Genomic DNA, 23959 nt, shown 5'->3' on the forward strand with positions numbered 1-23959 from the left:
TGACTCGGCATGCGGGAGTGGCCATCCTCGTCGCACATTGCGCGAGGTCATGACAACTCGACCCCGCTCTCCCGCCGACCGAGGGACGTGGGCTGTGACCAGTGCCGGACGCCCGTACCGCAGACGCAAGAACGTCACCGTTGTGTCGCTCCTCCTGCTCGTGCTGTCCCTCACGCTCGGACCCACCCCGAGCTCGGCGGCCGGCACCGACTGGTGGAACCCGGCCGCACGGCCCGCGCCGGACTCCCAGGTCAACGTCACGGGAGAGCCCTTCACCGGCACCAACGCCAAGGGCGAGGTGCGCGGATTCGTCGACGCGCACGACCACATCTTCTCCAACGAGGCCTTCGGCGGCCGTCTGATCTGCGGAAAGCCGTTCTCCGAGGCGGGCGTCGCCGACGCCCTCAAGGACTGCCCCGAGCACTACCCGGACGGCTCCCTCGCGATCTTCGACTTCATCACCAACGGCGGCGACGGCAAGCACGACCCCGTCGGCTGGCCCACCTTCAAGGACTGGCCCCGGCACGACTCGCTGACCCACCAGCAGAACTACTACGCCTGGATCGAGCGGGCCTGGCGCGGCGGCCAGCGCGTCCTGGTCAACGACCTCGTCACCAACGGCGTGATCTGCTCCGTGTACTTCTTCAAGGACCGCTCCTGCGACGAGATGACGTCCATCCGGCTCCAGGCCAAGCTGACGTACGACATGCAGGCCTTCGTCGACAAGATGTACGGCGGCACCGGGAAGGGCTGGTTCCGGATCGTCACCGACAGCGCCCAGGCCCGCGACGTCATCGCGCAGGGCAAGCTGGCGGTCATCCTCGGCGTGGAGACCTCCGAGCCCTTCGGCTGCAAGCAGGTCCTCGACATCGCGCAGTGCGGCAAGGAGGACATCGACAAGGGCCTGGACGAGCTGTACTCGCTGGGCGTGCGCAGCATGTTCCTGTGCCACAAGTTCGACAACGCCCTGTGCGGCGTCCGCTTCGACTCGGGCGGCCTCGGCACGGCCATCAACGTCGGGCAGTTCCTGTCCACCGGCACCTTCTGGAAGACCGAGACCTGCAAGGGCCCGCAGCACGACAACCCCATCGGCAACGCCACGGCGGCCGAAGCCGAGAAGGAGCTGCCTGCGGGCGTCGAGGTCCCCTCGTACGGCGCTGACGCCCAGTGCAACGTCCGCGGCCTCACCGACCTCGGCGAATACGCCGTGCGCGGCATGATGAAACGCAAGATGATGCTGGAGATCGACCACATGAGCGTCAAGGCCACCGGCCGGGTGCTCGACATCTTCGAGTCCGCGTCCTACCCCGGCGTCCTGTCCTCGCACAGCTGGATGGACCTGGACTGGACCGAACGGGTCTACGGCCTCGGCGGCTTCGTCGCCCAGTACATGCACGGCTCCGAGGGCTTCATCTCGGAGGCGAAGCGCACCGAGGCCCTGCGCGACAAGTACGGCGTCGGATACGGCTACGGCACCGACATGAACGGCGTCGGCGGCTGGCCGGGACCACGCGGAGCGGACGCGCCCAACAAGGTGACATACCCCTTCAAGAGCGTCGACGGCGGCTCCGTCATCGACCGGCAGACCACCGGGCAGCGCACCTGGGACCTGAACACCGACGGCGCCGCCCACTACGGCCTCGTCCCGGACTGGATCGAGGACATCCGGCGCGTCGGCGGCCAGGACGTGGTCGACGACCTCTTCCGGGGCGCCGAGTCCTACCTCGACACCTGGGGGGCCTCCGAGAACCACGCGTCCGGCGTGAACCTCGCGAGCGGCGCGGCTACGTCGGCCAGCTCCTCCGAGTGGAGCCTGTTCACCAGCTACCAGCCGAACCGCGCCGTCGACGGCGACAGCCGGACCCGCTGGGCCAGCGACTGGAGCGACGACCAGTGGTACCAGGTCGACCTCGGGTCCACCCAGCTCGTCAGGCGGGTCACCCTCGACTGGGAGCGGGCGTACGGCAAGTCGTACCGCATCGAGCTCTCCACCGACGGGGTGAACTGGCGGACCGCCTGGTCCACGACCGCCGGCGACGGCGGCCTGGACACGGCCCGGTTCGCCGGCACACCGGCCAGGTATGTTCGCGTCCACGGCTCGCAGCGCGGCACCGAATGGGGCTACTCCCTCCACGAGGTCGGCGTCCACAGCAGCTGACACCCACGAGAGGGGTTCCATGGCACGGTTGCCGTCCGCCGAGCGGCGGCGACAGCTCACCGAGGCGGCGATCAGAGCGATGAGCCGGGACGGCGTCCCCAGGACGACGACCCGGTCCATCGCCGCCGAGGCGGGCGTTTCGCTGAGCGTCTTCCACTACTGCTTCGACTCCAAGCAGGAGCTGGTCGAGTCCGTCATCACCACCCTCACCGAGCACTCCGTGACGCGCGTGAAGGACGCCATACGGCCCAGGGCCACCTTCGAGGAGACCGTCCGGGCAGGCTTCCAGGCCTACTGGGACCACGTCCGCGCCCACCCCGACGAGCACATGCTGACCTACGAGCTCACGCAGTACGCGCTGCGCCAGCCCGGCTTCGAGCATCTGGCACGCCGCCAGTACGAGCTGTACGCCGAGACGTACGCCGAGCTCATCGACCAGCTCCGGCAGGCCATGGGCCTCCGGCTGCGCGTCCCCGTCCCCGTCCTGGCCCGCTACCTGGCCGCCATGACGGACGGCCTGACCCTCAACTACCTCGTGCTCGGCGACGACGCGGCCTGGACCGCCATCCTCGACACGGTCACCGCGCACATCGCGGGCCTGGTGGAGGAGACCTGATCGGGGGCGGTCACCCGCGTGCGACGGCTCGGTCGCCCGCCGGTTCCGCCGCCTCCCGCCGGAACAGCCACCGCAGGTCCGGCTCCACCGCAGCGCGCAGCATCCGCCGGACGGGCGGCGTGCACAGCAGCGTCACGACCACGGCCGCCACGGCAGTGACGACGACCGCGCCGAGCGGCCGCTGTACCCAGGCGGCGTCGTACCAGCCGAAGTACTTCGAGCCCTGCGCGACGAAACCGTGCAGCAGATAGCCGTACAGCGTGCCCGTCCCCAGCACCGTGCACCACAGCCGCCGCCCCGGCACCCAGGCGAGGAAGCAGGCCACCAGGACCAGAGAACAGGCGAACAGCACCGGCGTCATCACGGCCCCGTACCACGCGGGCGCCCCCAGCTCCTGGGCGCTGTCCCGGTGGTAGAACCAGCTGCCCGTCATGCGCGGCACCGCCCAGTACGCCACCACGAACGCGCCCGCGAACACGGGCACCGCGGCGATCCGCACCGCACGGCGCCGGACCATCCAAAAGTGCTCCGGCTTCAGGAGCAGCCCCAGCACGAAGTACGGCAGGAACTGCAGGGCGCGCTGGAGATCGAGGTCGTCGCCGATGGACGGCGACAGGGTGGCCAGCATCGCCATGGCGAGCGCGAGGGGCAGCGGCAGGCGCACCCGCCGCCACAGCGGCGTGGTCAGCCGCCACAGGAACAGGGCCGCGAGGAACCAGGTCAGATACAGCGGGTCGAGCAGGCTGACCGGGCGGTCCGGCTCCTGATCGGTCCATCTGGTGAACAGGGTGTACGCCGTCTCGAAGACGACATACGGGACGACGAGGCCCGTCACCAGGCGTCTGAGCTGCCGCGGGCGGCCGTCGAAGCCACGGGAGAAGTAGCCGGAGATCACGATGAACGCCGGCATGTGGAAGGCGTACACGAGCATGTACAACGCGTCCACGGTCCGGCTGCCGTCGCGCAGCGGTTCCCACGCATGGCCGACCGCCACCAGCACGATCGCCGCGTACTTGGCGTTGTCGAAGAAGGCGTCCCGTTCCTTCGAAGCCGCAGGTCGCGGCGGGGTTGCGGGGGTGGGAGCGGTGTCCACGGCTGTGACGGTGGGCTTCGGCATCCCACGCGTCTCACCACTTGTGGACGAGGCAAACCTCCCCGGCAGGACACGGCGTCCCACCTGCGCGGACGCGTCCGCCACAGGGCCATAGGGGTGTGGTCGTAACCCGTGTGATCGCTCCGAATGGTGCGACCGGGAGGAATGGCTGACGGTGGATCACGTCAGGCCTGGTCCCAGTGGTGATGAAGCGTCAGCCGCCCAGGCCGTGACGGAAGGACTCACTATGCGCTCTGTCCGCATGCTGCTCGCCACCGCGACGGCCACGGCCGCACTGGCGATCGCGCCCGCAGCGTACGCCATGACGACGGGTGACTGGGACCACGAGGACTCGTCCCACAGCAAGGACAAGGAGGACTCGTCCCACAGCAAGGACCACGAGGACTCGTCCTACAGCAAGGACCACGACAAGTCCTACAGCAAGGATCACGACAAGGAGAGCAAGCACGACGAGCCCAGTGGCGGTATGCACACGGGTGGCGGAGCGCTCACTGTCGTCACCGACGAGGACGACTGGAGCGGCTCCAAGGACGAGGAGCACGACAAGGGCAGCAAGTACGACGAGGACAGCGACTACGACAAGGGCAGCAAGCACGACAAGGACAGCGACTACGACAAGGGCAGCAAGCACGACAAGGACAGCGACTACGGCAAGGAGGGCAAGCACGAGAAGCCGAGTGGCGGTATGCACACCGGCGGCGGCGCGCTGACTCTCCTGACGGACAAGGACGACGACTGGAGCGGCTCCAAGGACGAGGAGCACGACAAGGGCGGCAAGTACGACGAGGACAGCGACTACGACAAGGGCAGCAAGCACGACAAGGACAGCGACTACGGCAAGGAGGGCAAGCACGAGAAGCCGAGTGGCGGTATGCACACCGGCGGCGGCGCGCTGGCCCTCGTGAACAACGGTGGCGACTGGGGCGGCGACAAGGACCCCAAGCACGACCCGGACAGCTACCGCAGCAAGGACGACGGGGGCTCGTGGAAGGAAGACGACGACTCGTGGAAGGGCGACCACGACAACGACTCGTGGGGCGGCGGTGACCACGACGGGCCGCGCGGCGGTATGCACACCGGCGGCGGTGGCCTCGCCAACCCGGGTGTCACCGGCGGTGGGCTCGCCATGCTGGGCGTCGCGGGCGCCGGCTGGTACGCGATGCGTCGCAAGAAGGCCGGCGGATCCGCGGCCTGACCCATGCCCTCCCTCATAGCGGCCGTGGCCGCCGCACGTGCGCCGCGCGTCGCGGCGGCCCCGTTCGTCCACCCCGTTGCCGGAATGCTCTACTTTCATCCCGTTTAGCCCATTGCCGTGTTCCCCGCAGTGCCCGAGTGAGGTGGTGCCCGATGGCCGCCGGCTGTCCCTCGTCCCCCGACCACGACCCGGCCCGTGCCGAGACCCCCTCCGCGCGCTCACGGCGGATAAGGCGCGTGGCGGGAGGGCTGCTCTGGAGCACCGTTGCCGCCGTGTTCCTGGTGGTGACCCTGCCCGGCGGCCACGACGAGGCACCCGACGGCCGCGGCGCGCCGCACGCCGCCCCGGCGATCGAGTCGCACGTCCCCCGTGCGGGCAAGTCCTCCTCGCAGGCCTCGCGACCCGTCGGCAAGCACCTGCCGCGGTCCCGGCCGGTCCGGCTGCTCATCCCCAAGATCTCCGTCGACGCCCCCTTCACCGACCTCGCCATCGGCAGCACCGGCCAGCTCGAACCCCCGCCGGCCCACGACACCAACCTCGTCGGCTGGTACGCCAAGGGCGCCTCGCCGGGGGAGACGGGCACCTCGATCATCGCCGGGCACGTCGACACGACGACGTCCGCCGCGGTCTTCGCGAGCCTGCGCGAGCTGCGCAAGGGCGACCGCTTCCAGGTGCTGCGCGCCGACGGCCGCAAGGCGTCCTTCGTGGTCGACGACACCGAGACCTTCGACAAGGACAGCTTCCCCAGCGACCGCGTGTACCGCGACACCCCCCGCGCCCAGGTCCGCCTGATCACCTGCGCCGGGGACTACGACCGGCAGGTCAAGGACTACACCGCGAACCTGGTGGTCTTCGCCCACCTCGTCTGAACCCTTCTCCCCCATCGCGGCACACCGCGCTGACCTCGTGTCTTACAGTGACTGAGACCCCCGTTCCGGTGACTGATGTGAGGTAGTCGCGAACCATGCCGACCGAGACGTTTGAGTTCCAGGTAGAGGCCCGTCAGCTGCTCCAGCTGATGATCCACTCGGTCTACTCGAACAAGGAGGTGTTCCTGCGGGAACTCGTCTCCAACGCCTCCGACGCGCTCGACAAGCTGCGTCTGGAGAAGCTGCGGGACGACTCCCTCGACGCCGACGTGTCGGACCTCCACATCGAGATCGACGTCGACAAGGAGGCCCGCACCCTCACGGTGCGGGACAACGGCATCGGGATGTCGTACGACGAGGTCGGCCGGCTCATCGGCACCATCGCCAACTCGGGCACCGCAACGTTCCTCAAGGAGCTGCGCGAGGCCCAGGACGAGGCCGGTGCCGAAGGGCTCATCGGCCAGTTCGGCGTCGGCTTCTACTCCGGCTTCATGGCGGCGGACGAGATGACGCTGGTGACCCGTCGGGCCGGCGAGAGCCAGGGCACCCGCTGGACGTCGCGCGGCGAGGCCACGTACACCCTGGAGACCGTCGCCGACGCGCCCCAGGGCACCTCGGTCACGCTCCACCTCAAGCCCGCCGACCCCGAGAACCAGCTCCACGACTTCACCTCGCCGTGGAAGATCAGGGAGATCGTCAAGCGGTACTCGGACTTCATCACCTGGCCGATCCGGATGGTCCCGGAGCAGGCCGACGGCGACAGCACGCCCGAGCCCGAGACGCTGAACTCGATGAAGGCGCTGTGGGCCCGCTCGCGCGACGAGGTGTCCGACGACGAGTACCACGAGCTGTACAAGCACATCAGCCACGACTGGCGCGAGCCGCTGGAGACGATCCGGCTCCAGGCCGAGGGCACCTTCGAGTACCAGGCCCTGCTCTTCGTCCCCGCGCACGCCCCGCACGACCTGTTCACCCGCGACTTCAAGCGCGGCGTCCAGCTCTATGTGAAGCGCGTCTTCATCATGGACGACTGCGAGGCCCTGCTCCCGCCCTACCTCCGCTTCGTCAAGGGCGTCGTCGACGCGCAGGACCTCTCGCTGAACGTCTCCCGCGAGATCCTCCAGCAGGACCGCCACATCCGGATGATGCAGCGCCGGCTGACCAAGAAGGTCCTGTCCACGGTCAAGGACCTCATGACCAAGGACGCCGACCGCTACGCCACCTTCTGGCGGGAGTTCGGCACCGTGCTCAAGGAGGGCCTGCTCACCGACACCGAGAACCGCGAGGCGATCCTCGCCGTCGCGTCGTTCGCGACCACGCACACCGACGACGAGCCGACCACGCTCGCGCGCTACGTGGAGCGGATGAAGGACGGCCAGGACGACATCTACTACATCACCGGCGAGTCCCGGCAGAGCATCGAGAACTCCCCGCACATGGAGGCGTTCCGGGCCAAGGGCATCGAGGTGCTGCTGCTCACCGACGGCGTCGACGAGGTGTGGGTCGACGCCGTGGGCGAGTACGAGGGCAAGAAGCTGCGCTCCATCGCCAAGGGCGAGATCGACCTGGACGGCAAGGGCGACGAGAAGGCCGACGAGGAGCGGGAGAAGCAGGCCGAGGAGTACGCCGGTCTGCTCGGCTGGATGGGCGAGCAGCTGGACGAGGACATCAAGGAGGTCCGCCTCTCGGCCCGGCTCACCGTCTCGCCCGCCTGTGTCGTCTCCGACGCGCACGACCTGACCCCGGCCCTGGAGAACATGTACCGGGCCATGGGCCAGGAGGTGCCCCGCACCAAGCGGATCCTGGAGCTCAACCCCGGCCACCCGCTGGTCAAGGGCCTGCACCAGGCGTACGAGGCGAGCGAGGACCGCGCGGAGCTCGCCGAGTCCGCCGAACTCCTGCACACCCTGGCGGTGCTCGCCGAGGGCGGCCAGCCGAAGGACCCCGCGCGGTTCGTGAAGCTGGTCGCGGACCGTCTGGAGCGCACCCTGTAGCGGCGCTGTAGCCCATGTGGTCGTGAGCGCGGGCCGTTGTCAGTGGCCCGCGCTACCTTCCTTGGAGTCGGCTCTCGGCCCCATCCCTGGAGGATTCATGGCCTCGCGTCTCAACCCGTACATCACCTTCGCCGGTGACGCCCGGCAGGCGATGGAGTTCTACAAGGACGTCTTCGGCGGCACCCTGGTGCTCAACACCTACGGCGACTTCGGCCAGCAGGACACCCCGATGGCCGACAAGGTCATGCACGGCATGCTGGAGTCCCCCGGCGGCCTCACCCTGATGGGCGCCGACACCCCGACGGACGACCACCGGCCCGGCAACAACATCGCGGTGAGTCTGAGCGGCGACGACGACACCGAGCTGCGCGGCTACTGGGAGAAGCTGTCCGAGGGCGCCTCGGTGACGGTGCCGCTGGAGAAGCAGATGTGGGGCGACGTCTTCGGCATGTGCACGGACCGCTTCGGCATCACCTGGATGGTCAACATCGCCGGCGAGGCCGCCTGAGCGCGGGTCCTCCCCGACGGGTTCCGGCCGTCCGCTGACCTGATCGCCCACGGGGGTGGCAACAGGGCGTAAAGCACCGAAGGGCAGGGAAAGGAGTTATACGGCAAACCGCGGGGAGTGGTCGCCGGCGCCCGGAGCGCCGGGCCCGAGGCGCTGGGGAGGGGCCGGGCATGGGCGGGCAGCCCTTGTATCTCGAACCGCGGCTGGAGTCGCGGCTGCGCTCGTTGCTGAACTCGCCGGTCCTGCTGCACACGCTCACCGAAGCCCTGGGGTCCCCGCTGAACGTGGTCGTCCCCGACCAACTCGCCGACAACCTCCAGCAGTTCCGCACCGTCTACGGCGCCCACCACCTCTCCGGCCAGGTGTTCCTCGCCCACAAGGCCAACCGCTCCAGCGCCCTGCTGCGACGGCTCGCCGCCACGGACGCCGGCGTGGACGTCGCCTCGCTGGGCGAGTTGCAGCACGCCCTCGGGGCGGGCCTCACCCCGGACCGGATCACGGCGACGGGGCCGAAGAACCCCGAGTTCCTGTGGCTGGCGGCCCGCACATCCGTCACCGTCAGCCTCGACACGCGAGACGAGCTGGAGCAACTCGCCACACTGGTACGCAAACACGCCCTGCCCAGGACCCGCGTCCTGCTCCGGCTGTCAGGGTTCGAGACGTCCGGCGTACGCGTGCTCAGCCGCCGCAGCCGATTCGGCACCGCGGTAAGGGAGCTGGAGCCCCTCCTGGAGTCCGTCGAGCGGCACGGCGACGTCGTCGACCTGGTCGGTGTCGCGTACCACCTGGACACGACCAGCCTCGCCGAGAAGGCCACGGCGCTGGAGGGCTGCCTGCGGGTGCTGGAGGAGTGCCGCAGCCGAGGGCTCAGGCCCCGGGCCGTCGACATCGGCGGCGGCTTCGGCGTCGACTACCTGGCCGACGGCGGCCAATGGGAGCGGTACACCACCGGGCTCACCGAAGCCGTCCTGGGCACCCGCCCACCGCTGACCTACGGCGGCCACGGCTACGGACTGCGCAACGAGGCCGGCACCCTGCGCGGCGCGCTCGGCCTCTACCCCGCGCACCGCCCGGTCGCCGGCGCCCGCTACCTCGACGAGCTGCTCGCGCACCCGGCCGCCTCACACGGCGGCAGCCCGCTGGCCGCCCTGCTCCTCGACCACCTCTACGACCTGCACACCGAACCCGGCCGGGCCCTGCTCGACCAGTGCGGACTCACCCTGACGAAGGTGCTGGAGGTACGCGACCAGGACGCCGGCGGCCCCCTCCTCGTACGGCTCGCGGCGAAGGCCGACGACGTGGCGCTGGAGGAACACGGGGTGCTCATGGACCCCGTCCTGGTCCCCCGGGACGGGGACGGACCCCCGGCCGCTCCCGGGGCCGGTTCCGACGCGGGCGCGGGCCCCGCCACCGAACCGGTCGGCGCGTACCTCTTCGGCAGCCGCTGCCTGGAGTCCGACCTGATCACGCGCCGCACGGTCTTCCTGCCCCGCCGCCCCGCACCCGGCGACCTGTTGGCCTTCGCCAACACGGCCGGATACTGCATGGACTTCCACGCCACCCGTGCCCAGCACCAGCCCGTCGCGCGCAAGGTCGCCGCCTGGCAGGAGGGCGACACCTGGCGCTGGTGCCTGGACGACCAGTACTGGCCAACCACACCCGTGGGGGGAGCGCAGTGAGGTACGACAGCATCACCGAGGCCATCGGCAACACACCGCTGGTGCGCATCGACCCGGCCGTGCACGGCCTGCGGAACATCGACCTGTACGCCAAGCTGGAGCTGCTCAACCCCTTCGGATCGGTCAAGGACCGCGCCGCCTGGAACATGGCCCGCCCGCATCTGGAGGCCGCCGTACCCGAGCGGGGCGGCCAGGTCGTCGAGCTGTCGAGCGGCAACACCGCCAAGGCCCTCGCCGTCCTCGCGGGCATGCACGGCCTGGCCTTCAAGAGCGTCACCAACCGGATGCGTATCCCGGAGATCAAGGACCTGCTGCTGTTGCTCGGCGCGGAGATAGAGGAACTGCCCGGCCAGAGCGAGTGCCTGGACCCGACCGCCACCGACGACCCGCTCACCCTCTTCCACCGCACCCTCTCCGCACCCGACAGCACGTATCTGCACACCGACCAGTACTTCAACCCGCGCAACACCGAAGCCCACTTCACCGGCACCGGCCCGGAGATCGTCAAGGATCTGAACGGCCGCGCCCCGGACTGGTTCATCGCCTGCGTGGGCACCGCCGGCTCGTCCACGGGCGTCGCCCGCGCCCTGCGCGAACACGACCCCGCCGTACGGGTCGTCGGCCTGGTCGCGGCGAAGTCCGACTTCATCCCCGGCATCCGCACCATCGACGAGGCGCACGAGGTGGGCCTGTTCGACCCCGGTACCTACGACAGCATCGACACGGTCACCGCGGACGAGGCGATCGAGGGGATGCTGACCCTCAACCGCCGCTGCGGCATCCTCGCCGGGCCCACGGGAGGCGCCGCGTTCTTCGGTGCGATACGCCAACTGCGGCCTGTCGACGATGAGGTGACGGAACGGCAGGCGGCGGTCTTCATCGTCTGCGACCGCGTCGAGAGCTATCTGAGCTACGTCCGCCGCCGGCGCCCCGACCTCTTCGGCCGCCCGCGTCGCCGGAACTCCCCGGCCGACCTGACACCCGCCGAGATCCGCACGGCTCCGGCCATCGGCGTCGCCGACGCCCAGGCGTGGATCGCCACCGGGGCACCGCTCGTCGTCGATCTGCGCGGCCCCCACGCCTACGCCGCGCTGCACATCGACGGCTCGATCAACATCGTCGACGAGCTCTTCGAGGAACTCCTCCACGGCGGACTGCCGTTCAGCCGTAGCCGCCCGGTCCTGCTGGCCTGCCCGGTCGGCGAGAAGTCCGCCCGGCACGCCGCCCTGCTGACCCGGATGGGGCACCCGGACGTCCGCAGCCTGACCGGCGGCATCATCGCCTGGCGTGACGCGGGCGCACCCCTCGTACGGGACTGACGCCCATGACCACACCCGGAACCGACGCCCAAGAGGCGGTCGTGATCGAGGAGTTGGGGGAGTGGCAGCAGGCCCTGCGCGCCCAGTTCCCGATCATCACCGCCCACCCGGAACTGGCCTATCTGGACAGCGCAGCCACCGCCCAGAAACCGCAGGCCGTGCTCGACGCCGTCCACACCTACCTCACCACCACCAACGCCAACGCAGGCCGCGGCACCTACCCCTGGGCCAACCGCACCACGGACCTGGTCGAGCAGGCCCGCGACCGGGTGAAACGGTTCATCGGCGATCCCGCTCCCGACCGCTCGACCGTCCACTTCACGAGCGGCACCACCGAGGGCCTGCGCACCGTCGCCCGCGACTGGCTGCCGGGGCTCCTCGCCGACGGGGACGAGATCGTCGTCCCCGTCGCCGACCACGAGGCCAACATCGCTCCCTGGCTGGAGGCCCAACGGCACCTGGCGGCGCGGGGCGTCCACATCCGCGTACGGCCGATGCCGTACCAGCGGTCGTCCGGCGACTACGACCACACCGCGCTCGCGGAACTCGCCGGCCCACGCACCCGCCTCGTCGCCGTCAGCCACGTCCACCACGTGTACGGCGGCAACATGAACGTCCATCGCATCCGCCGGGCGGTCGGTCCGGACGCGGTGATCTGTCTGGACGCCGCCCAGAGCGTCGGTCATCTCCCCGTGTCCGTCGCCGACCTCGACGTCGACTTCGTGGTCTTCTCCGGGCACAAGGCCATGGCACTGCCCGGCACGGGCGCCCTCTGGGCCCGGCAGTCACGCGGACCGCACTTCGCGCCGGGCGGCTGGTCGGGCACCCCCAACACGGTCGGCATCGCCTCCCTGACCGCCGCCCTGGACTGGCTGGACACCGCCGGCACCGACCGGATCGAGCGATGGACCCTCGCCCTGGCGGCCCGGCTCACCGAGGGCCTGCGCCACCTCGACGCGTACGAGATCCTCGGCTGCCAGAAGAGCCTGGCTGCCGACTCGTCCGTGCAGCGACGTCAGGGCATCGTCACCTTCCGCCACCAAGCCGTCGACTCCGGGGACCTCGGCTTCATCCTGTTCAGCCACGGCTTCATGGTCCGCTCCGACCAGCACTGCCAGGGCGGTGCGGGGGAGCGGACCGGCTCGGTGCGGGTGAGCCTGCACGTCCACAACACCGCTGAGGAGATCGACCGACTGCTGGAGGTCCTCGCCACGCTCGGGTGACGTACCGCCATTGGAGGGAATGGGAACCGTTTCCACCTGTAGGGTCTGGCGCAGACGGTGCGGACAGGTGCGGAACGGCGAGGTGCACGACGGGATGGGGCTGAGCCTGGCGACGGCGGAGCGATGGGTGGAGCGCTGGGAGCGCCAGCAGCAGCGGTACGCCGTCGACCGCGAGGAGCGTTTCACGGTGATCGCCGATGTGGTGGAACAGTCCGTGGCCGGCGTCCCGGGCCGGCCGTCGGTCGTCGACCTCGGCTGCGGCCCCGGCTCCCTGGCGGCCCGCCTCGCCCGCAGGCTGCCGCACGCCGACATCGTGGCCGTGGACATGGACCCGCTGCTGCTGGAGCTGGCCCGCACCCATCACGCGGACGCGGCCCGCTACGTCGACGTGGTGATCGGCGCACGGGACTGGACCCACGCCCTCGGCCTCGACGGCCCCCTGGACGCCGCCGTGTCGACGACGGCACTGCACTACCTGGACCCGGACGCCCTGCACCGCACCTACCGGCAGCTCGCGGACCTGCTGCGTCCCGGGGGCGTCCTCGTCAACGGCGACCACTTCCCGCCCGAGGACTCCGCGCTCGCCGGACTGGCCGGGTGCGTCGGCCGTCGGCACGCCGAACGAGCTCAGGCCCTGGCGCACGAGGACTGGGCGTCCTGGTGGGCGGCCGTCGCACAGGACCCGGAGCTGACCGACCTGCTCGCGGAGCGCCTGCGCCGGCAGGCGGCGGTCACCGGCGGCGGCCCGAGCGCAGGTACCGGCGGCGCCCCCTGCCTGTCCGTGTCCGCGCACGAACGGCTCCTGCGGCAGGCGGGATTCAGGCACGTCGGCGCCGTCTGGCAGTACGGCGACAGTCACGTCCTCGTCGCGATCCGCTGACCGGACCGGGACCGCGCGTTACCAAGCACAGCTAAAGGATTCATCATCCACCTTGACAGTGTGCGTGCTGTTTCGCGACGTTTGAGCTCGCCACAAAGTTCGACATGGGGGAATCAGTGGCGAGGCGCCCAAAAAGCGTCTCTTGGGGGACTTTTGGGGGGAGCGTCGCCATGCGATCCACGCACGCCATCACGATCCACAGACCCGAGGAGCTGGACGAGTCGCTGCGCCGGGCGTGGCACCGGGCCATGGACGAGTCGCCCGACTACGCCAACCCCTTCCTCGCGCCGGAGTTCGCGACCGGGGTCGGCAGACACCGCCGCGGCGCGCAGGTGGCGGTCCTGCACGAGAACGGAGAGGCCGTCGGCTTCCTCCCGTACGAGCGGGGCCCGCTCGGCGTCGGCCGGGCCATCGGCCTCGGTCTCTCCGACTGCCAGGCCCTGGTGCACCGGCCGGGCGTCACCTGGAACACCCGGGAACTGCTGCGGGCCTGCGGACTGTCCGTGTTCGAGTTCGACCACCTCGTCGAGGAGCAGAAGCCCTTCGGCCCGTACGTCACGGGGACGTTCGCCTCTCCCGTGCTAGACCTGAAGCCCGGCGACGGCAGCTACGCCGAGTGGCTGCGCGCCACCTACCCGGGGCAGGCCAAGACGACCCTGAAGAAGGAGCGGCGCCTCGGCCGTGACGTGGGCGAGGTGCGGTTCGTGTACGACGAGCGCGATCCGCGCATGCTGCGCACGCTGATGCGCTGGAAGTCCGCCCAGTACCGCAGGACGGGGCGGATGGACCGGTTCTCCAAGCCGTGGATCGTCGACCTGGTGGACGATCTGTTCCAGGTCCGCGAGGAGCACTTCACCGGCATCCTGTCCGTGGTCTACGCCGGGGACCGGCCGGTCGCCGCGCACTTCGGGCCGAGGTCGCGCACGGTGTTCGCGGCCTGGTTCACCGCGTACGACCCCGCCTTCGGCTACTACTCGCCCGGACTGATGATGCATTTACGGCTGGCCGACGCCGCCGGCCGGGACGGTGTGACGCTCATGGACATGGGGCGCGGCGAGAAGGAGTACAAGGACTGGCTCAAGACCCGTGAGCTGCGGGTGGCCGAGGGGTTCGCGATACGCCCGCACCCGGTGGCGGCGGCGCACCGGCTGTGGCGCAGACCGGTGCGCGGCCTGAGAAACACCGTCCTGGCCCACCCGAGGCTGCGCGAGCCCGCCGACCGGCTGCTGAAGACCGTCGGCACCCTGCGCACCTCCGGCCTGGCCCGCTCGGGCGAAGCAGGAGCCCGCGCCCGCTGAACGGGGCTGCCTCTGCCCGCCCTCGCGGTTCTGTCCGTTCTTCCCGCGCCTCGGTGCCGTGCCGCGATGACCCCTCGCGGTCCCCGTCACCCCGAGCGGCGTCCTCGAACGACGTTCGCGAACGCGCACACAGCCCGCCCGGGCGACCCTTCGTCGGACCCTTCCACGGAAGAGGTGACCATGCCGTACGGATCGCGGCTCGCCGCGATGATGACACGGCGCATCGGACGCGAATGCGTCTACACGCCCTCGGCCCGACTGGCCCTGTACCTGGCGCTGCGCCGCTGGTGCCGGCCCGGCGCACGGGTCCTGATGTCCCCGGTGAACGACGACGTGATCCTCTTCGTCGTCCTCGCGGCCGGCCTGCGCCCCGTCCAGGCCCCCGTCTCCCCCTGGGACGGCAACATCGACCCGGCCGCCGTACCCGAGTCCACCTGGCGCGACGTGGACGCTGTGCTGACCACGAACCTGTACGGCCTGCCCGACCGGGTGGCCCAACTGCGCCGCCGGTGCGACCAGTTGGGGATCCCGCTCATCGAGGACGCGGCGCACGCCATCGGCACCCACGTGGACGGACAGCCGATCGGCACCTTCGGGAAGGCCGCCGCCTTCAGCCTGTCCAAGCATGTCGCCGCCATGGCCGGCGGCTTCCTCGCCGTCGACGACGCACGAACCCGGCGCGAGCTGGAGCTGCTGCGCGACGACCTGCTCACCCCACGCCGCCTCCGCGACGACCTCGCCACCACACTCCGCCCCCTGGCCCGCTCCACCGTCCGCAACCTCCGCCTGGTGCGCCCCGTCTGGCGCACCATGCAGCGCCTCGGCCTCCTGGAACGCGACGCCTTCCGCATGGCCCTGCACGCTCCCCGCCTGACCGACAGTGCTCGCCACGCCCCGAGCCTGGCGGCTTACGAGCCCTGGGTACGGGTCGACCTGCACGGCTTCCGCTCCCGCCACGGAAGCCTGGTCCGGGGCCAGTTGGAGCTGCGGTTGGCCCTGCTCGACGCCGACCTCGCCCGACGCAGGGCCGGCGTCTCGCTGCTGTCCGGCACCACCTGGGCCACCCCGGCCCTGCGCGGTCGCACCGGCGACGGCCCGCCGTGCCTGTTCCGGGTCCCGCTGCTGGTCAACGACCGCGATGCCCTGGTGGAACGTCTGGTCGACCACGGCATAGTCACCGGTTACATCTACGACCCACCCCTCGACGACTATGCGGGCACCGAGTTCGCTGAACCGTCTCCCGCACCGGAGGCGGCCCGCTGGTTCGCGTCCCACACATTGCCGGCCGACCCGTGGACGGCCCGCAGGATCGCGGCCGCCCTGACGAAGGAAGGCGCAACCCCAGCCCACCCACCGGCCTGGCGCAACGGAGAACGGTTCGACCACGCCCCCAAGGGGGCGCGGGCCTGAATCGATATGCGGCTCCGCCGAGTGGGCGCGACCAGCCACATGGCACCCGCAGACGATCAACAACACATCGCGGCACCCCCCTCCCCCGCCTACCCTGAAACCGTGGCTCGGTCCAACGACGAGGTCGCCGCCCTGCTCCAGGAGTACGCGGACCTGATCTCCATCACCGGAGGAGACGCGTTCAGGACGCGTACCTACGAGAAGGCCGCCCGGTCGGTCGGCGGCTATCACGCCGACGTCTCCACCCTCGACGTCAAGGGGCTCCAGGAGATCCCCAACGTCGGCAAGTCGACCGCCCAGAAGATCATCGAGTACTTCACCACCGGCAAGGTCTCCGCCGTCGAGGAACTGCGCGCGAAGATCCCCGCCGGCGTCCGGCAGCTGACGGCGATCCCCACGCTCGGCCCGAAGAAGGCCCTGGTCATCTACGAGGAGCTGGGCATCTCCACGACCGAGGAACTGGCGGACGCCATCCACGAGGAGCGGCTGCGCGACCTGAAGGGCTTCGGGCCGAAGACCGAGGAGAACATCCTGCACGGCATCGGCCTGCTCCAGTCCTCCGGCGACCGCGTCCTGATCGACGTGGCCATGAGCCTCGCCGAGGACATCGTCGCCGAGTTGTCGCAGGTCACCGGCTGCGAGCGCTGCTCCTACGCCGGCTCGCTGCGCCGCGTGCGCGAGACCGTCGGCGACATCGACATCCTCGTAGCGGCGAAGAAGCCGGAGCCGGTCATGCGGGCCTTCACCGAGCTGCCGTATGTCGCGGAGGTCATCGCGCACGGCGCGAAGAAGACGTCGATTCGCACCAGCAAGGGACTTCAGGTCGACCTGCGGGTCGTACCGCCGGACTCCTGGGGCGCGGCGATGCAGTACTTCACCGGCTCCAAGGCGCACAACATCCGCACCCGGGAGATGGCCGTCCACCAGAAGCTCAAGCTCTCCGAGTACGGGCTCTTCGACACCGAGACCGGCAAGAAGATCGTCTCCGAGACCGAGGAGGAGGTCTACGCCCGCCTCGGCCTGCCCTGGATCCCACCCACCCTGCGTGAGGACCGCGGCGAGATCGAGGCCGGGCTGCGCGGCGAGCTGCCCGAGCTGATCCAGGAGCAGGACATCCGGGGCGATCTGCACACCCACACCGACCTCACCGACGGGCTCGCCCCGCTGGAGGAGATGGTCGCCGCGGCCGCCGAGCGCGGCTACGCCTACTACGCGGTCACCGACCACGGCCCCGACATGGCCATGCAGCGCATGACCGACGAACGGATCCTGGCCCAGCGCGAACGCGTCCGCGAGCTCGACGGGGCGTACGGCAAGCGGGGCAAGCGCGCCGGTCTGCGGCTGCTGCACGGCGCCGAGCTGAACATCGGGCCCGACGGCGACGTGGACTGGCCGCCGGAGTTCCTCGCCGGCTTCGACCTGTGCGTGGCCTCGGTGCACTCCCACTTCAACCAGGGGCGCGACGCGCTGACCCGACGGCTCGTCCGGGCCTGCGAGAACCCGCACGTGCACATCATCGGCCACCCCACCACCCGCCTCCTCGGCAAGCGCCCCGGCATCGACGTCGACCTCGACGCCGTCTTCGCCGCCTGCGCCCGCACCGGCACCGCCCTGGAGATCAACTCCCATCCCGACCGGCTCGACCTGCGTGACGAGGACATCCTGCGGGCCCGGCGGCACGGCGTGAAGTTCGCCGTCGACAGCGACGCCCACGCCGTCGTCCACCTGGCCAACCTGCGCTACGGCGTCGGCACGGCCCAGCGCGGCTGGCTCACCAAGGACGACGTGATCAACGCCTGGCCACTGACCAGGCTGCGGCACTTCCTGGACAAGGGCTGACCTCCGGCGACAGGCTCCGGAGGGCGTCGAGGGCGGTCCGTTCCCGCTCGTGTGCGAGTCGTGCAGGTTGAAATTCGTAGGAATCAAGGTCTTGTAGCGAGATTTGACGAGGGTTAATTTAACCGTCACTCGAAGCCGGGCCCGGGCTCCCGAGGGCTGTTCCCTGCGTGTTCGCCTTTTCATCGAGGAGTCGTGCCATGCCAGTAGACAAGGTCCAGATGTCGCGCCGAGGGTTTCTCGGTCTCGGAGTGGCGGCCGGCGTCGTGACGCTCACCGCGTGCGGTTCCGGCAGCGGCAGTTCGAGCGGCCCGCTCGTCATGACCGTCTGGGGCGGCGACGCCGACCGCAAGACGTACCAGAAGCGCATCGACCTGCTGGTGAAGAAGTACCCGGAGCTGAAGGTCAAGCTCCAGCTGATCCCCAGCGACGCGTACGCGCAGAAGGTGCAGACGATGATCGCGGGCGGCAGCGGCCCGGACATCATGCAGGTCGCCGAGAGCGTCAACACCTACTCCAGCAAGAACCAGCTCCTGCCCCTGGACGACCTAGCCAAGAAGGCCGGCCTCGACACCGAGAAGCGGTTCGGTCCCGTCGGCTCCATCTACACGTACGAGGACAAGCTGTACGCGATCCCGGACCGCTCCGGCGCGATCACCGTGTACTACAACAAGGACCTGTACGAGAAGAAGGGCATCAAGGCCCCCACCGCCGAGTGGACCTGGGACGACGCGCTCGACGCCTTCAAGGAACTCACCGTCCCGGGCAAGCAGTGGGGGTACACCGGCGCCGAGTGGTTCCCGCAGTGGTGGAGCCTCGCGTACCAGAACGGCGGCACCATCATCGACGCGAACGGCCGCCCCGCCGTCGACAGCGACGAGGTCGTCGAGGCGCTCCTGTGGGCCGGTGACCTGGTCTTCAAGCACAAGGTGGCGCCCAGCAAGGCCGACTACGCCGACATGGGCTCCGAGGTCGGCGGCGACCAGGCCTTCCCGATGCAGAAGTGCGCCACGCACGCCAACGGCTTCTGGGTGACCGCCGGTCTGACGGACGCCAAGTTCGCGTGGGACATCGCGCCGATCTGGCGCGGCAAGAAGCAGGCCGTCTCCGCGTTCGGCAGCGGCCTCGCCATCTCCCGGACCTGCAAGCAGCGTGACAACGCCTTCAAGGCGATCGACTTCCTCACCTCCGACGCGGCGCAGCGGCAGATCATCGACGACGGCGAGGACGTACCGGCCAGCCTCGCGGTGCAGCAGAGCGAGGCGTTCCTCAAGCCCGCGTGGATGAAGTCGGACGTCAACATGGGCGCGTTCGCCGAGTCCAGCGGCTTCATCTTCCGCGCGCCGTTCATCCCCGAGTGGAACGAGATGATGTCGGCCATCGACTCCGGTCTCGCCGACTTCTGGCTCGGCAAGGAGAGCGCCAAGAAGGCGCTGACCGCCCTCCAGAAGGACCTCGAGTCCCTCATCAAGTCCGCGGGATGACCGGCGATGGCGACCACCACCACGCGGCGGCGCCGAGAGGCGCTCTGGTTCTATCTGTTCGTCTCGCCGTGGGTGATCGGGTTCCTGGTCTTCCTGTTCGGGCCGATGATCGCGTCGGTCTACTACTCGATGACCGACTGGGACTCGTTCACCGCACCCACCTGGGTCGGACTCCAGAACTACGTCACGCTGCTCACGGACGACCCCAGGTTCTGGCGGACGCTGTGGCACACCTTCTACTACGCGGCGGTCTCCGTCCCGCTCGGTCTGGTGCTCGGCCTGTGGCTGGCGAACCTGCTCAACAAGCAGGTGCGGGCCCGGAAACTGCTGCGCACCCTGATCTATCTGCCGACCCTGGTGCCGCTCGTCGCCACGGCGATGATCTTCCGTCAGGTGCTCGCCCCGAACGGCCCCCTCAATGACGCCCTCGGCCTGGTCGGAGTCTCGGGACCGGCCTGGCTGCTCGACGGCGACTGGGCGATCCCCGCGCTGGTCGTGATGTCGGCGTGGAGCGCGGGCGCCGCGACGGTGCTGCTGCTCGCCGCCATGAAGGGCATCCCGAAGGAACTGTACGAGGCGGCCGAGGTCGACGGCGCGGGCGCGGTTCGGCAGTTCTGGAGCATCACGCTGCCGCACCTGACCCCGATCATCTTCTTCAACCTGATCATGGGGATGATCGGCGCCTTCCAGGTCTTCGCCCAGGTGTACATCCTGGTGCCGAAGGGCAAGCTGCGCGCGGCCTACGACGGGGCCGAGACGATGGTGCCGTACCTCTTCGACGAGGCCTTCGGCAACTACCACATGGGCTACGCCTCGGCGATCTCCTGGCTGCTGTTCCTCGTGGTCCTCGTCTTCACACTGATCGCATTCCGCACCGCCCGGCGCTGGGTGTTCTATGAAACCGAGGTGAAGTGATGACCGGCCTCCTGACCACCCCGGCGCCGCAGCGGACGAAGGGAAACGGCCCGCAGCGCAAGGCCCGAGGGGGACCGGGCCCCGGCACGGTGCGGGCGTTCCGGGCCACCCCGTTCACCTACGCGACGCTGATCATCGTGGCGGCGATCCTCACCATGCCGCTGGTGTTCGTCGGCTCCATCGCGCTCTCCAGCGACGCGACGGTGAACACCAACTCCTTCACCCTGTTCCCGACCGAGTTCCACTGGGAGAACTTCACCCGGGTCTTCGGCTCCGAACTGCCGATGGGCCGCTTCCTGATCAACTCCGTGATCATCTCGCTCTGTTCGGTCGCCGGGCAGATGCTCTCCAGCGGACTGGTCGGCTACGCCTTCGCCCGGCTGCGGGCCCCCGGCAAGAACGCGCTGTTCCTGATCGTCATCGCCACCATGATGATCCCGACACAGATCACGATGATCCCGCAGTTCATCCTCTTCCGGGACCTGGGCTGGGTGAACAGCTATCTGCCGCTGATCGTGCCGAACTTCTTCTCCAACGCCTTCAACGTCTTCCTGGTACGGCAGTTCGTCTCCCGGCTGCCCAACCAGCTCGACGAGGCGGCCATGGTCGACGGCCTCGGTTTCTTCGGCATCTACCGGCGGATCATGCTGCCGATGCTGTGGCCGGTGCTGATCGCGATCGGCATCTTCACCCTGACCCACACCTGGGGCGACTTCATGGGCCCGCTGATCTACCTCAACGACGAGTCCAAGATGCCGCTGTCCCTGGGCATCCAGTACATCACCAGCACCTCGGCGGCGGGCCAGTCACCGGCGTGGAACCTGGTCATGGTCGGCTCGGTCCTGCTCGCCCTGCCCATGATCATCGTCTACTACCTGGGCCAGAAGTACCTGTACGAGATGGACATCAGCGGCGGAAGCGCGGGAGTGAAGTGACCACCATCCACGTAGACGGCCAGGGCATCTGGATCGACGGCCGTCCCCGCACCCTGCTGTGCGCGTCCCTGTTCTACTTCCGTCTCCCGAGGGAGCAGTGGCGCGAGCGCCTCGCACAGGTCCGGGCCTCGGGATACGAGTGCGTCGACGTCTATCTCCCTTGGAACTTCCACGAGTTGGCACCCGGCCGCTGGTCCTTCGAGGGCCGCCGGGACGTCGCCGCCTTCCTCGACCTGGCGCGGGACGAGGGCCTGTACGTCATCGCGCGGCCGGGCCCGTACATCTGCTCCGAATGGGACGGCGGCGCGCTGCCCGCATGGCTGGGCCTGGACCCGGAGCTGAGGGTCCGCCAGAACGAGCCGCGCTTTCTGGAGCAGGTCACCGCGTGGTTCGACCAGGTGCTGCCGCTGCTGGCGGAGCGCCAGTACGGGGCGGACGGCTCGGTGATCATGGTGCAGTTGGAGAACGAGCTGGACTTCTTCGACTGCGCGGACCGCACGGGCTATATGACCGCCCTGCGGGCCACGGCACTTCGGCACGGCATCACGGTGCCGCTCATCGCCTGCTCCGGACAGGGCGACCTCGCGGGCGCCACGGGTGACGTGGAGGGAGTCGTACCGGCCTGCAACTTCTACCCGGACGACGACTCCCCGGACATCGAGGCCGAGGTGCGCCGTTACGCGGCCCTGGTCGCCAAGCGCGGCGTGCCGCTGCTGGTCACCGAGACCAACCGGCGCCACCGCACGCTGCGCCGGCTGCTGGCGAGCGGCGCCAAGCTGATCGCGCCGTATCTGCAGTCGTCCGGCTGGAACTTCGGGTACACCCCGTCGAGCGGCAACTGGGGGCGCCCCGGCAACTTCATGAGCCACGGCTACGACTTCGGCGGATACGTCAGCTCGACCGGCCTGGAGCGCCCGGAGTACGCCGAGGCGCAGGTGCTGGCCCGGGTCGTGCAGACCTGGGGTTCCCGACTGGCCCTGGCGACAGCGGTGTCGTACCCCGAACTCGACTGCGACTTCCCGACGAGCTCGCAGCCGTCGGCGCTGGAGCTGGACGGGGGTGGCCGGCTGGTGGCCGTACCGCATCTGGGCGGTGAGCCCGGCACGACGGTCGTCGAGGGCGTGCCGGTCGAGGTCGCTCCGGGGTCGTGCCCGCTGATGGCCGTGGACGTGCCGCTCGACGGTGCCACCCTGAACCTCGCCTCGGCGGACCTGGTGGCGCGGGCGGACGGGGTGCTGGTGTTCTCCTCCGACGTGCCGGTCACCGTCGTACTGGACGGGACGCGGACCGAGATCCCGGTGTCCGGACGGGAGACGCTGGCCGGGACCACGCTCGTGGTGCTGCCGTCGGCCGAGGCCGCACGGCTGAGGTCGGTCGACGCCGAGGGCACGGTTCGACTGGTGGCTGCCTCCGAGAAGGCCGGCGCCCGCGAACCGATCGCCGTGCGCGAGGTGCGACGGCGGGCCGAGGCCGCCCCCGAGCAGCCCGCCGGGCGGCACGAACTGCCGCCGGACCTGGAAGCACTCGGCGTGTACCGGGGCCGCGGCACCTACCGGACCACCACGGACCTGACCGCCGTCGACGAACTGCTGCTCACCGGAGCCGCCGACATCGTCGACCTGACCGTCGCCGGCGGGGCGCTCCCGACCGTCGCCGGATTCGGTGCGGCCCGCCGCATCGATTGCCAGGACGTGACGGGTGCGGTCGCGATCGAGGCCCTCGTGGAGATCTGGGGCCACGCGAACTTCGACGACGCCCGTCTGCCCGCGCTCCGCCTCGGCGCCCTGCGGGGTCTCGGCACCCTCTGGAAGGTCCGGGACACCACGGACGTCTCGGCCCTGTGGACGGTCCACGGCCACTGGTCCGGGACACCCGCGCCCACCCGGGCGCTCGGCGGCTGGAGCAGTACCCGCGTCGGGGAGCCGGTCACCTACACCCGTACCGTCCATGCGTCCGCCCCGTCGGCGCTGTATGTGCGGGGGGTCGTCGAACCGCTGAGGGTGAGCGTGGACGACACGGAGCCGGAGACCGTCCACGCCGAGAACCCCTTGGTGCTGCTGACCGCCGGCACCCACCAGGTCTCGGTCACGCTGCCGCACCATCCGAGCGGTCCCGGCCTGCGCGCCGAACTGCTCGCGCTGGAAGCCGTGCGGGACTGGTCGTGCGCGGTGCAGGACGACGAGTTGCTGACCGCGTTCGCCACCGGCTCCGGCCGCACGGAGGAGGTACGGCTGCCGCTGGTGCTGAAACCGGGGGAGGAGGCGTGGCTCGACGTGGACCTCCCGGCCTCGCCGGACGGACACCTGGTCCGGCTGGACGCCACACAGGTCCGGGTGACGGGATGGGCCGGCGGGGAGTGCGTGGGGCGCGTCTGGGCCGGCGAACGGCCCGACTTCTCGGGCGGTGACCCCGACGCCCTCTGGGTGCCGCCGAACTGGCCGGGCCTGACCCTGCTCGCCCAGGGGATTGAGGGGCGTGGGACGCCGGAGATCCGTACGCTGTGGCTGGGGGGACCGACCGACTGAG

The 23959-nt window shown here is 69.9% G+C and carries 18 protein-coding genes; 17 read left to right on the forward strand and 1 reads right to left on the reverse strand.

Annotated features, from left to right (window positions below; all coding sequences use genetic code 11):
* Positions 1–94 precede the first annotated feature (94 nt).
* Positions 95–2158: a discoidin domain-containing protein gene (locus ACFZBP_RS20270; protein WP_391414801.1), complete on the forward strand. Its 2064-nt coding sequence runs from the start codon at positions 95–97 to the stop codon at positions 2156–2158.
* A gap of 19 nt (positions 2159–2177) precedes the next feature.
* Positions 2178–2774 carry a TetR/AcrR family transcriptional regulator gene (locus tag ACFZBP_RS20275; protein WP_383448975.1) on the forward strand — a complete coding sequence of 199 codons (597 nt, stop codon included), beginning with the start codon at positions 2178–2180 and terminating at the stop codon, positions 2772–2774.
* A 10-nt stretch (positions 2775–2784) separates the two neighbouring features.
* Here the strand turns inward: ACFZBP_RS20275 and ACFZBP_RS20280 are convergent, their stop codons facing one another.
* Entirely contained in the window at positions 2785–3891 is a 1107-nt protein-coding gene (locus ACFZBP_RS20280) for an acyltransferase family protein (protein ID WP_391414804.1), read from the reverse strand.
* Positions 3892–4114: 223 nt separating this feature from the next.
* Between ACFZBP_RS20280 and ACFZBP_RS20285 the strand changes: the two genes are divergently transcribed.
* From ACFZBP_RS20285 to ACFZBP_RS20355, 15 genes are all read left to right on the forward strand, one after another.
* Positions 4115–5083 (forward strand): hypothetical protein, encoded by a 969-nt coding sequence (locus ACFZBP_RS20285; protein WP_391414806.1) that lies wholly within the window; start codon positions 4115–4117, stop codon positions 5081–5083.
* Between the two features lie 152 nt (positions 5084–5235).
* Entirely contained in the window at positions 5236–5952 is a 717-nt protein-coding gene (locus tag ACFZBP_RS20290) for a class F sortase (RefSeq protein ID WP_383448981.1), read from the forward strand.
* Between the two features lie 95 nt (positions 5953–6047).
* Complete coding sequence (gene htpG / locus ACFZBP_RS20295; RefSeq protein WP_383448983.1) at positions 6048–7946, forward strand: molecular chaperone HtpG; 1899 nt, start codon at positions 6048–6050, stop codon at positions 7944–7946.
* 97 nt (positions 7947–8043) lie between these two features.
* The gene (locus tag ACFZBP_RS20300) at positions 8044–8454 is read left to right on the forward strand and encodes a VOC family protein (RefSeq protein WP_391414809.1); all 411 of its coding nucleotides are present in this window, start codon (positions 8044–8046) and stop codon (positions 8452–8454) included.
* Positions 8455–8624: 170 nt separating this feature from the next.
* On the forward strand, positions 8625–10133 hold the full coding sequence (locus ACFZBP_RS20305; RefSeq protein ID WP_391414811.1) for an alanine racemase: 1509 nt from the start codon (positions 8625–8627) through the stop codon (positions 10131–10133).
* Entirely contained in the window at positions 10130–11452 is a 1323-nt protein-coding gene (locus ACFZBP_RS20310; protein ID WP_391414813.1) for a pyridoxal-phosphate dependent enzyme, read from the forward strand. The genes ACFZBP_RS20305 and ACFZBP_RS20310 overlap by 4 nt, the downstream gene beginning before the upstream one ends.
* Positions 11453–11457: 5 nt before the next feature.
* Positions 11458–12675, forward strand: coding sequence for an aminotransferase class V-fold PLP-dependent enzyme (locus ACFZBP_RS20315; protein WP_391414815.1), 1218 nt, complete (start codon positions 11458–11460; stop codon positions 12673–12675).
* A 94-nt stretch (positions 12676–12769) separates the two neighbouring features.
* Positions 12770–13555, forward strand: a complete 786-nt coding sequence (locus ACFZBP_RS20320) for a class I SAM-dependent methyltransferase (protein WP_383449192.1) — start codon at positions 12770–12772, stop codon at positions 13553–13555.
* A 170-nt stretch (positions 13556–13725) separates the two neighbouring features.
* The gene (locus ACFZBP_RS20325; protein WP_391414817.1) at positions 13726–14853 is read left to right on the forward strand and encodes a GNAT family N-acetyltransferase; all 1128 of its coding nucleotides are present in this window, start codon (positions 13726–13728) and stop codon (positions 14851–14853) included.
* A 180-nt stretch (positions 14854–15033) separates the two neighbouring features.
* Positions 15034–16263: a DegT/DnrJ/EryC1/StrS family aminotransferase gene (locus tag ACFZBP_RS20330; RefSeq protein WP_383448995.1), complete on the forward strand. Its 1230-nt coding sequence runs from the start codon at positions 15034–15036 to the stop codon at positions 16261–16263.
* 102 nt (positions 16264–16365) lie between these two features.
* Positions 16366–18102, forward strand: coding sequence for a DNA polymerase/3'-5' exonuclease PolX (gene polX / locus ACFZBP_RS20335; protein WP_391414819.1), 1737 nt, complete (start codon positions 16366–16368; stop codon positions 18100–18102).
* Between the two features lie 197 nt (positions 18103–18299).
* Entirely contained in the window at positions 18300–19583 is a 1284-nt protein-coding gene (locus ACFZBP_RS20340) for an extracellular solute-binding protein (RefSeq protein WP_391414821.1), read from the forward strand.
* 6 nt (positions 19584–19589) lie between these two features.
* Positions 19590–20498, forward strand: coding sequence for an ABC transporter permease subunit (locus ACFZBP_RS20345; RefSeq protein WP_391414824.1), 909 nt, complete (start codon positions 19590–19592; stop codon positions 20496–20498).
* On the forward strand, positions 20498–21433 hold the full coding sequence (locus ACFZBP_RS20350) for an ABC transporter permease subunit (protein WP_391414826.1): 936 nt from the start codon (positions 20498–20500) through the stop codon (positions 21431–21433). The genes ACFZBP_RS20345 and ACFZBP_RS20350 overlap by 1 nt, the downstream gene beginning before the upstream one ends.
* Positions 21430–23958: a beta-galactosidase gene (locus ACFZBP_RS20355; protein WP_391414828.1), complete on the forward strand. Its 2529-nt coding sequence runs from the start codon at positions 21430–21432 to the stop codon at positions 23956–23958. Before ACFZBP_RS20350 ends, ACFZBP_RS20355 begins: the two co-directional genes overlap by 4 nt.
* The last annotated feature ends 1 nt before the right edge of the window (position 23959 follow it).

Origin of the sequence: Streptomyces sp. NPDC008086 (assembly GCF_042957325.1) — a bacterium.
In the GTDB taxonomy this organism is placed as follows: Bacteria; Actinomycetota; Actinomycetes; order Streptomycetales; family Streptomycetaceae; genus Streptomyces.

Coding starts and splice junctions, on each gene's coding strand:
- ACFZBP_RS20290 (WP_383448981.1), top strand. CDS start 5,236: ATGGCCGCCGGCTGTCCCTCGTCCCCCGACCACGACCCGGCCCGTGCC.
- htpG (WP_383448983.1), top strand. CDS start 6,048: ATGCCGACCGAGACGTTTGAGTTCCAGGTAGAGGCCCGTCAGCTGCTC.
- ACFZBP_RS20285 (WP_391414806.1), top strand. CDS start 4,115: ATGCGCTCTGTCCGCATGCTGCTCGCCACCGCGACGGCCACGGCCGCA.
- ACFZBP_RS20275 (WP_383448975.1), top strand. CDS start 2,178: ATGGCACGGTTGCCGTCCGCCGAGCGGCGGCGACAGCTCACCGAGGCG.
- ACFZBP_RS20315 (WP_391414815.1), top strand. CDS start 11,458: ATGACCACACCCGGAACCGACGCCCAAGAGGCGGTCGTGATCGAGGAG.
- ACFZBP_RS20325 (WP_391414817.1), top strand. CDS start 13,726: ATGCGATCCACGCACGCCATCACGATCCACAGACCCGAGGAGCTGGAC.
- ACFZBP_RS20300 (WP_391414809.1), top strand. CDS start 8,044: ATGGCCTCGCGTCTCAACCCGTACATCACCTTCGCCGGTGACGCCCGG.
- ACFZBP_RS20340 (WP_391414821.1), top strand. CDS start 18,300: ATGCCAGTAGACAAGGTCCAGATGTCGCGCCGAGGGTTTCTCGGTCTC.
- ACFZBP_RS20280 (WP_391414804.1), bottom strand. CDS start 3,891: ATGCCGAAGCCCACCGTCACAGCCGTGGACACCGCTCCCACCCCCGCA.
- ACFZBP_RS20350 (WP_391414826.1), top strand. CDS start 20,498: ATGACCGGCCTCCTGACCACCCCGGCGCCGCAGCGGACGAAGGGAAAC.
- ACFZBP_RS20330 (WP_383448995.1), top strand. CDS start 15,034: ATGCCGTACGGATCGCGGCTCGCCGCGATGATGACACGGCGCATCGGA.
- ACFZBP_RS20305 (WP_391414811.1), top strand. CDS start 8,625: ATGGGCGGGCAGCCCTTGTATCTCGAACCGCGGCTGGAGTCGCGGCTG.
- ACFZBP_RS20320 (WP_383449192.1), top strand. CDS start 12,770: ATGGGGCTGAGCCTGGCGACGGCGGAGCGATGGGTGGAGCGCTGGGAG.
- ACFZBP_RS20345 (WP_391414824.1), top strand. CDS start 19,590: ATGGCGACCACCACCACGCGGCGGCGCCGAGAGGCGCTCTGGTTCTAT.